Annotated in this window: 10 protein-coding genes; 1 reads left to right on the top strand and 9 read right to left on the bottom strand. The window is 42.3% G+C overall.

The annotated features are described in order from the left end of the window. Positions 1-40: 40 nt before the first annotated feature. On the top strand, positions 41-580 hold the full coding sequence (locus FTU37_RS15770) for an IS630 family transposase (RefSeq protein ID WP_265738119.1): 540 nt from the start codon (positions 41-43) through the stop codon (positions 578-580). Here the strand turns inward: FTU37_RS15770 and FTU37_RS15775 are convergent. The 9 genes from FTU37_RS15775 to FTU37_RS15815 form a co-directional block, all read right to left on the bottom strand. After that, positions 542-844, bottom strand: coding sequence for a hypothetical protein (locus FTU37_RS15775; RefSeq protein ID WP_180124628.1), 303 nt, complete (start codon positions 842-844; stop codon positions 542-544). The genes FTU37_RS15770 and FTU37_RS15775 overlap by 39 nt on opposite strands. Next, positions 841-2,244, bottom strand: a complete 1,404-nt coding sequence (locus FTU37_RS15780; RefSeq protein ID WP_180124629.1) for a helix-turn-helix domain-containing protein — start codon at positions 2,242-2,244, stop codon at positions 841-843. Before FTU37_RS15780 ends, FTU37_RS15775 begins: the two co-directional genes overlap by 4 nt. Next, positions 2,234-3,964 (bottom strand): class I SAM-dependent DNA methyltransferase, encoded by a 1,731-nt coding sequence (locus tag FTU37_RS15785; RefSeq protein ID WP_180124630.1) that lies wholly within the window; start codon positions 3,962-3,964, stop codon positions 2,234-2,236. Before FTU37_RS15785 ends, FTU37_RS15780 begins: the two co-directional genes overlap by 11 nt. Before the next feature lie 242 nt (positions 3,965-4,206). Beyond that, positions 4,207-5,106 carry a hydrolase or metal-binding protein gene (locus tag FTU37_RS15790; protein ID WP_180124631.1) on the bottom strand — a complete coding sequence of 300 codons (900 nt, stop codon included), beginning with the start codon at positions 5,104-5,106 and terminating at the stop codon, positions 4,207-4,209. A gap of 278 nt (positions 5,107-5,384) precedes the next feature. Beyond that, positions 5,385-6,449 (bottom strand): YqaJ viral recombinase family protein, encoded by a 1,065-nt coding sequence (locus FTU37_RS15795; RefSeq protein WP_180124632.1) that lies wholly within the window; start codon positions 6,447-6,449, stop codon positions 5,385-5,387. Between the two features lie 150 nt (positions 6,450-6,599). Beyond that, positions 6,600-7,634: a DUF932 domain-containing protein gene (locus FTU37_RS15800; RefSeq protein ID WP_180124633.1), complete on the bottom strand. Its 1,035-nt coding sequence runs from the start codon at positions 7,632-7,634 to the stop codon at positions 6,600-6,602. A 20-nt stretch (positions 7,635-7,654) separates the two neighbouring features. Further along, positions 7,655-7,927 carry a hypothetical protein gene (locus tag FTU37_RS15805; RefSeq protein WP_180124634.1) on the bottom strand — a complete coding sequence of 91 codons (273 nt, stop codon included), beginning with the start codon at positions 7,925-7,927 and terminating at the stop codon, positions 7,655-7,657. A 92-nt stretch (positions 7,928-8,019) separates the two neighbouring features. Beyond that, positions 8,020-8,895: an inovirus-type Gp2 protein gene (locus tag FTU37_RS15810; RefSeq protein WP_180124635.1), complete on the bottom strand. Its 876-nt coding sequence runs from the start codon at positions 8,893-8,895 to the stop codon at positions 8,020-8,022. 383 nt (positions 8,896-9,278) lie between these two features. After that, positions 9,279-9,374 (bottom strand): transposase domain-containing protein (locus tag FTU37_RS15815; RefSeq protein ID WP_143242124.1); only part of this gene is annotated, 96 nt, incomplete at its 5' end.

Genomic DNA, 9,374 nt, shown 5'->3' on the forward strand with positions numbered 1-9,374 from the left:
AAAAAGAGATCCGATTGCATTTGAACAAGCAACACAGCAGATTGAAAAATTACGAGAGCAAGCGGCACGTGGTGAAATTATATTAGGTTATGTTGATGAAACAGGGTTTTCATCTACACCTGATAACCGCTATGCATGGACAAAGATAGGTGATGTTCATGCGGTTGATGCAATAAGATTAAAACGAGTTAATGTCATGGGGTGTTTGCTTTCAACGGGGGAACTGGTGACAAGTTGTTTACAAGAGTCAGTTACAAGCACTTGGTTTTATGCCTATTTAACTGGAATAGCTCAACAAGTAAAACAGACTTATAACCTTCCATTGGTTCTTATTGTTGATAATGCCTCGATTCATAGAAGTAAAAAGATGGCTGATTACAGAGAGCTACTTAAAAGTAACTTTTCGACGAATTTGTATTTTATTCCAGCTTATAGCCCTGAGTTAAATCGAATCGAGATGGTATGGAAGCAGATGAAATATTATTGGCGAGATTTTCAAGTCATGACAGCTGATAAAATAGAGCAATGGGTGGAGAGAGTATCAAACCAATTCGGAAAAGAATACATGTTTACTTTTTAATGACAGCTTACATACTGTTTCTAGAGCACTATTACCATCTTTTGCAATTAATACATCACCTACTAGTGGCTGACAGCCTTGTTTCACTAATCGCTCAAAATCCTCAAGAGAAATTCTTCTTGCAGCACTTAAATCAACACCAAATCTAGTCAAGTCCTTAACTGATGCCATTGGCTTACCGTGATCAACTGATTTAGGACTTTGATGGGCGCCATCTGTAATTTTCGTACAAACTTCATCTAAAGACTTTATTTGCCAACTCACACAACACCCCCAACTTTTTTCGTAATCGCCCAATAACCTCGTGTTCCACCCATACGCTCAAGCCAGCCTGCATCTTTTAAGTTATTCAAATGCTTTTTCACTGCTGACTCATTAATAGCAAGTTGCTCCGCCATAGCACGATAGGAAACTTTCGGATTTTGTTGAATCAAAACTAAAATCTCTTTTTGACGATCTGTCAGCATAGTTTCTTGGATTGAGCTACCTATTGAGCCACCTATTGAGCCACCTAATTGCTCAATCGAAGGACGATAAAATTCCCAATCGACAAAATCACCTTGTGCTTTCAGTTGAGGTTCTGCATTACCTGCTTGTAAGCAAAGATCTTTAATACGGGCAATACCACTGCCCCACTGCTCGATATAACCCAGCTCTTTAAACACACGCGCCAAAACACGGTTACGGATCTCAGAACGACCTTGAGCCAAATCTTCTTCAGTCAGACCATTGGGCAAGCCACCTGGCGATACGATATTCAGAATGTCATCATAAATGCCAACCTTAATATCACGCCCTGCATTGCTATAGTCACGGTGCAGCACTGCATTCACCAAGGCTTCACGAATAGCAGGAATAGGGATCTCATAGCTTTCTGTACGTTGTAACCCTAAAATTTCTGCCCGTAGATGCAGATGATTCTTGATGAATTGCTCTGTTTGCTTCAACTGGCTAAACAAGTCTCCACGGTATTCTTTTTTATCCAAAAACACCGTCATCGTCGTGCCTTTAAAGCGGCTACATTTAATCTCAACCTGCTCATAAAGCCCCAACAAAATGAGTAACCCATGACTTGGGTAATCTTGTCCATTTTGCTGAATGATCAATTTAAGATTACGCATTTTCTGCAAAGACAATTCTTTACCCACCTCAGTGAAGGCTTGCTGTAAAGGCTGTAAATCAATGTTATCTAAACTGTATTGCGGATTCGGCTGCTCATCAAAAGTCTGGTTCAGACGTTGCAATTCAAGTTGCTGGATATACTCAGGCGATGCCACACGATTACTTGCACCCAAACGGATATAGGTTCCCTGTGCCTTGCCTTGCGGCTTGAGATAATAAGGCAATAACGAACCACGGCTGACTTCAATCACCAATAACTCAATGCCTTGGATATTCTCGATATAAATGTAAGGTAGAATATTGGGCGCACACAGCTCATTGATCATTGAAGTGATCTGATCTTGCAGCTCAAAAATATCATCTTGAATACCTACGAGTTGGCGATCATCACTTACACCCACTACCAATTTACCACCACTGGTATTGGCAAAAGCAATCAGGGTCTTTGCGACCTGTTGCCCTTTCGGTAACTGCTCTTTAAATTCAAGGGTTTGACTTTCACCCTTCTGAATTTCTTGCAATAAAGGATGATCAGAACTCATAACCCAAGCCTTTTAGATTCTTTTTAATCTCACTTTCCAAGACCGCACTTTCAGCAAATTGTTCTTTGAGCTGAGCAGTCAAACGCAGCATTTTCTCAGCGAATGGCTCGCCATCATCTTCCTGCTCGACTGCACCCACATAACGTCCTGGAGTCAATACATAGTCGTGCTTTTGTATATCTTTTAACTCAGCAGAGAAGCAGAAACCTTTCTCATCTTGATACGCTTCGCCTTCAAAATTTTCGCCTTGTTGCCAAGCATGTAAAGCATTGGTGATTTTAGCAATATCTGCATCGGTAAAGTCACGCAGTACGCGATCTCTCATATAGCCCAAATTACGGGCATCGATGAACAGAGTCTTGCCTTCACGGTTAGCTTTCTTTTTATCTAAAGACAATCCGTTCTTTTTGTCCTTGGTTAAAAACCAGATACAGGCCGGAATTTGCGTGTTGGTAAACAGTTGTCCCGGTAATGCAACAATGCATTCCACCAGATCGGCTTCGATCAGGTTCTTACGGATTTCACCTTCATTGTTGGTATTGGAACTCATCGAACCATTGGCAAGTAAAAGTGCCATGCTGCCTGTTGGTGACAGATGATGTAGCATGTGTTGCATCCAAGCAAAGTTAGCATTACCTTGCGGTGGCGTGCCATATTTCCACCGTACATCATTTTCTAGAGAAGCATGCCACCAATCCTTAATATTAAAAGGTGGGTTAGCCATAACAAAGTCAGCACGTAAGTCTGGATGCTGATCCTCTAAAAAGCTGTCTGCATTCTTTTTACCAAAATTAAAATCAATTCCACGGATCGCCATGTTCATGGCTGCTAATTTCCATGTGGTCGGGTTGCTTTCCTGTCCATAGATGGAAATATGCTTTTTCTGTTCAGAGGCTTTGTAACGCTTTTCCTGTGCATGTTGTTCAATGAACTTTTCACTCGATACAAAGAATCCGCCTGACCCCATTGCTGGGTCATATACTCGCCCTTTATAAGGCTGTAACATTTCAACAATTAAGGTGACGATGCTTTTAGGTGTGTAGTACTGCCCACCTTGCTTGCCTTCAGCCAAAGCAAACTGTCCTAAAAAGTATTCGTAGACATGCCCGAGAATATCTTTACTGTGCAGACTGAGTTTCTCGCCATTATATTCAGGCTTGGTAAAACTGGTGTCAGAGAAGGTGTTGATCAGATCAAGTAGCTTGTCATTGTCCAGCTGATACTGTCCAATACGATTCAGAATACCCTTAAGCTTTGGATTGGCTTTTTCAATTTCATCAAAGGCATTGTCAATCAGCCAGGATACAGAGCGTAGTTTGACATCTTGCCCTTGTTCATCCTGCCAGATGATAGAGCCAATCGCTTGTGCTGCTGCATTACGGATACTTAACCAACGTGCTGCTTTTGGCACCCAAAATACGTTTTTTTCTTGGTAGTAATCCAGTATTTCTAGTTCGTCAGCAATAGCCTGTTGGTATTCTTCTTCGCTGTCGTACTGATCACGCGGCATGTAATAGATGTTGTGATCGTCTTTTTGTGCAAACAATTCTTTGAGTTCAGATTGCCGTTCATCAAAAGCATCTGATACGTACTTTAAGAAAATCAGTCCTAAAACAATATGCTTGTAGTTAGCGGCATCCAGACTGCTGCGTAATTTATCGGCGGCTTTCCAAAGCTTGTCATCTAAGTCATTTAGAAATTTTTGTTCCAATGAATGCATTTTATTTCCTCAATCCAAGATCAACCGCTTTGGTTTTATACTTAATGTTAAACAATGTTGCTAAGTTAGCATATCTACGACCTATTAAAAGTCATGCACTTAACAAAAAAAATAGAGATTAATAAAGTCCTGTCATTTTAACGGGATAACTATAGCTAAAATAGTACTTTGACAACTCCCACGACTAATACTGTCGTAAAAAAAAGAGCAACCTAGAAAGCTGCTCTTTTCCAACTAATCGATTAGTTGACGGGTCTGACTGATCGCTGTAACCCTTGCTGAATATCCTGCACAAACCCTTCAGGCGAAGTTTGTTGCTCCACCGCCCGGTTCTGTTCGTATTCAGGATAGTATTCTTCCAGCACATCTAGCCCTTCCTCTATATCCGTTTCAAACCGTGCATTGGCAAAACCCTTCCTTGCAGTAAAGTCCAAAGCTTCCTGATAAAACCCCGCCTGCTTGCTCTGTTCATCAATTTGCTTCGCCTGAATAATCGCCTCATTCAGACTAATGCCCTCACGTAAAGTCAGATCCACGTAGTACACCGGTTGCCTATAGCTTTGTGTGGTGCTTTTGCCTCTTAAAGTCAGTTGCAAAGGCAGACAAGACAATAAACCTCCTGAAGCTGCGTGGTAATAACTCAGCCGTGCAGCCAAAGTCCGAATACTGTTAAAGCCTGTAGTTCTAAAGATGAAGGTGCCAAATTCATCTGAGTCATCCAGGTTCACATGTAAACGTCCATAAGGTTTGCAGTTCCCTCCTTGAGCCAATGGACATAAATCTGGCGATGGACAGGGATGTTGCTCTACACCTTGATTAGTTAAACGCTGGCAGGTTTCACCATTGCCGACACAGACCGGACGTCCTGTCTGTCGGTCAAATAAGGTGTATTCAGCGCGTAAGTTCAAATCAGGATCATTAAAGATCATTCTGACGGGAATTGAGCGCAGCTTTTGATTAGGAGTATTGGCTCGAAGCTGATCATCTAATGGATGTTTAACCCAGCCTTCTTTGCTTTGGATCTGGGACGTAATAGTGAACTGGTCATCCTTTTCAGGCAATCGCTTACCATTCTTTTCAACCATACGACCAATACTGATACGCCCCAATACGGGCGGTGTGATGGCTAAACCTTTAATCATGGAAAATATCCTTAAATTTATTTTCTTACAGATCTGCCGCTGCTATGTAAGAGACGTGTTTCAAAGACACTCAATAAATCCAATCAATAGAAATAGATTATTGCTAGCAGACCAGCCGTAGATATGTAAGAAGCATGTTTCGAAATAATTGAATCAACTAAAAATGAATGAATAACGTTGCTAGCAACAAAAGCCGCGACCGTTTGCCCTCTATTCCTAGCGAATGGAGGGCGGGGAGCGGTTTTTGCGCCTCACTAATTGAATGGGCTGAAACAGGCTTAGTCGGTATAGATATTGAATCGACGACTGCCCTGCTTTTGAAGTGGATAAAGCTCAATGAGTTCAGGCTGGTGCTGAAGTAATGCTTTCGTATTCAGACTGATGGAGTCCTTGGCTTTCTTCCAGACCACCGAGCCACGACTGAATGTGGCACGCTCTGCATCCTTCATCATCATTTGGATTTGATGTTTCAGCGCATCAAAGCGTTCTTGCTTATGCTGAATCTCTTCTTTCATTTTAATGAGCTGATCAAACATCAAATTGGCATTTTCATTTTGCGAGAGATCTTCAACGCTCAATGGGATATGCGCTGGATAGAGTTGCAGAATGGCTTTGGCTGCGGATTCACTGGCATCGACTGATGGCGGAGTATCCGTTTCCACACATTCCCAGAAATAACGCTCTGCCTGAATGATGTGTTGAATCACTGATTCAGAACGGCTGACTTTAAAGATCTTGGTTTCATGCCCACAGATCAGGACACAGACATGCGCTGCCTGTTTGCCTGTTACCGCAAGTTGGTGTTGCACCTGACAGAGTACGTATAAAGGCACACCATCTCTCCATAGCCTGGCACCATGTTCACCAGCTGTTTTACACTCTAGGATCTGCACGTCATCACTACCCACGACCGAATAATCTAGATTTGCCAACATAAAGGCTTTGTCTGGATCGGGATGCTGAAGCACGGCATTCACTCGTCTCACTTTATTATTGGTGTGCAGACTGTAGTACTCAGCCACCAATGGCTCTAACTGTTTGCCCCAGTACAACGGTGCAACGCCTGAGCTGTCATCATCAATATTCTGCTGCGCACGTCCAGTTTTGATCATCCATAGTTCCAGCATCGACATGTAGGGATTCAATCCACATGCGGTTGCGGCATCACTACTGCCAATACCTTGCTTACGTACTTCCAGCCATTCCTGGTAATCCATGTTTTTGGTATTGGCTAAACGCTTGGCTGTCGTTGTTCGTTTAGCGACTGTATTGGATTGATTGCTCTCATTCGGAATTGGGAAATGAGTTCGTTGAGGGATATTTATCGGTGCAATCCGATTCATGCTTTAATCCTTATAAATAGTGTGGTCTGTAAAAATTTTCGGCATAAAAAAAGCCACATCTGGAGATGTGGCAAAAGGGGATTTTCACTGGAGAAGGATCATCTACATGACCCTTGACCATTATTGTAATAGCACTAGCTTAAATGAAACTTAAACTACTAAGCGAAGCGCCTGTTCTAGTCCACGCTGCTTTAACGCAGCACCTGCACCAAACCAAGCAGAGTCCAAACGATGATCGGTACTCATGGCACGACGTTCATGATCGGCAAACTCTGTAATACTGCACAGTAAACCGTAGGCGGTATCTTTGGCTGAGCTGAGTTCTGCACCACGCCCCTGACCATTGAACATATCCATGACCTTATTCATGGCACGTCCATTCGGTTCAGGCTTTTCTTTGGCTGGATTTGGAGTAGCCATATTGCGATAGAACTGAATGATGTTCTCCTCCTGATCTGCAACACTCATGCTGGTATTGTTGAACACTGCATCAAAATAGGCAGCCGCTTCGCCTTGAGTGACTTTACGCTGAGTCAGCTGTTTCATCTCATACATGTGTTCATCCCAGGCACGGACTGAGATGCCCAATTGCTGCTTAACTTTGTCAGCATCAAACTTAGTACTGTGTGGCACTTTCACGACACCAGCACTGCTAGTTTGTCCACGTAGGGCAATGGCTAAGGTGTTATTGCATACCACCCGGATATTGGTGAACTGTGCTGTTGTCGCAAGGGTACCATCACAGGCAGTTGCCAGCAGAATATAACCATTACTGACATCCTTACCCTTCAGTGCCGTAGATTGTCCGGTACGGGCCAATGCCCAGAACTTCTTCCCGCCTTTCAGTACACCTGCGGTTTCCAGTTCAAAGCCAGATTGCTCAGTTAGATCCCGGTAGAACTCCAGAATCTCCATCGGCTGAACTTCCTGATACCGCTGACTGACCACTGACAAGGGTGCATGGGTATCTGAACGATACAGTACCCGCTGTTCTTCATACGGCATGATGATGCTCTGCCCGCGTTCATTCTGTGCCAGGTAGCTGACATCGGAAGATTCAATCCTCCAGTCCATGCCTGCCTGTTTTGCCCAAATTTCAATGGGTTGATTCTGTGTCAGTTGATTACCCAAGCCATGCCAGGGGGTATCACCCACATAAGCCATTTGTTCAACTTGATGTACCATATCCATTCTCCTGAACTAGGTTAATCAAAATTGCGTTGGCATTGATGACAGTGGAAGTAACGAACGGGTGTCGCTACTGGCCGAGATGGCTGAATAAAGCTATCAATCAATCCACCAACCACAGCACCTGCAATACCCCCCATCCACGGAGAGATCGGCATCGGCAGGCTTTTGGAAATGCTTGCCCCAATTCCAGCACAGGTCATGGAAGACAGGCTCCCCTGATTGGAGGACTGTTGGTCAATCACACGGCTGACGTTTTCGGAATAACAGTAGGGACATGTAATATTCATAAGATATACCTCTAAAATGAAAAAAGGCTTACCGTCTGATAAGCCTTTGAATGTAGGAAGAAACACTCATTGTTCATGTAGATGATGTGTATCTATGATTTTTTGGAATCGATGTACTCACCAAGATCTTCCGCCGTATTAAATTGAGGCTTTTTAGGCCACCATACTCGCATATATTGGTCAGCTTTCTCAGACATAGCCAGATAACGGATTGCTTCAAAAGCATTATCTACACTCTTGTGGTTACTTCGTTCAATCATTCCAATACCTAATCTACCTTCATATTGATAACGACGCTTATGGGAAGCCTGATTGCAATTGTAAAACTCACCACATCCCTGAGTAATCTTCTCCTTCCACAACCTACCAATCTCTTGCCCATAATAGCTGTCCTTACATTTAGGCGTCCCGTTATAGATCACCAGTAAATGACAATGGTAGCCTCTCGACTTTCCTCCCTGCTCTAAGCGATATGCATATCCAATTTGATCTTTAAAAATCGTATCTTTGTCATGTATCCGTTTAAGCAGTACTCTTATATGTTCAGCAAATTTAGTCACCCCAGGATGAATCTCTGAGGAATAGTGTAGATCTACCCTTACTAAAAGCAATTTACGGTGTCGGCTGAGAATGTTTTTAAAGTACTTTTCGAGTGTATTCCAATTATTCTTTCTCTTGTTTTTAGCACTACCTAAAAATGAATTCTGTTCTTTCCTTAACCCAGTTTGAAATTGTTTAAATACCATGTGGCTTGAAAAAATAGTCTCATCTTCTTTTTTAATAAGCTCAGGTAGAAGATCAAAGTAAGCCCGAATTAAAGGGCTATACATTCTGTTTGGGTCATAAATTAATTTGGCATCATTTCTTAGCTCGCTTAAATCAGATTCGATGTCTTGCCAGCGATACGTTTTCTGAATCACTTTCTTCATCAGGTTTTCAATAGCGAGTAAGGTTTGCGGTTCATTCATCGTTGGTGTCCTATAGTTAATTCCATAGGAGTGACTGATCTGTATTTTTTAACTTTGAAGCAGGTGGATTATTTTCTCTCAATAAAACACCTTCATCATTTGGAGATGATGAAGGTTATTAAGTTGTTTAAGTATTTAATAATATTAAATATATATCCTAGCTATTCTCAAACTGAATAAGCCAGCAAGCGCAAGACTAAAATGAAAATTTCTACTTCTATAGCAAACAGGGAAAATCTTACGAATTACCCTGTATTTATAGGGAAAAGTGAAGCGTAAGTTAAGTATCTTTATTTTTAGATTTTGCTATTGCCTCAGCTGCAATCTGATCAGGATCTGGCTTCACAAAAGCGTAAGCGTCCGCTGAACCCCATGCCTATTTTTTAATTTGAGTTGGATTTCCAGCGATGTGGCAGTAATTCTTCTATTTGGGTCGCTTTATGCGTCGGCAGCCTTTTCAGCACATCACTTAAATAGGC

The sequence above is a fragment of the Acinetobacter sp. YH12097 genome (assembly GCF_013419225.1).
GTDB classification, from domain to species: domain Bacteria; phylum Pseudomonadota; class Gammaproteobacteria; order Pseudomonadales; family Moraxellaceae; genus Acinetobacter; species Acinetobacter amyesii.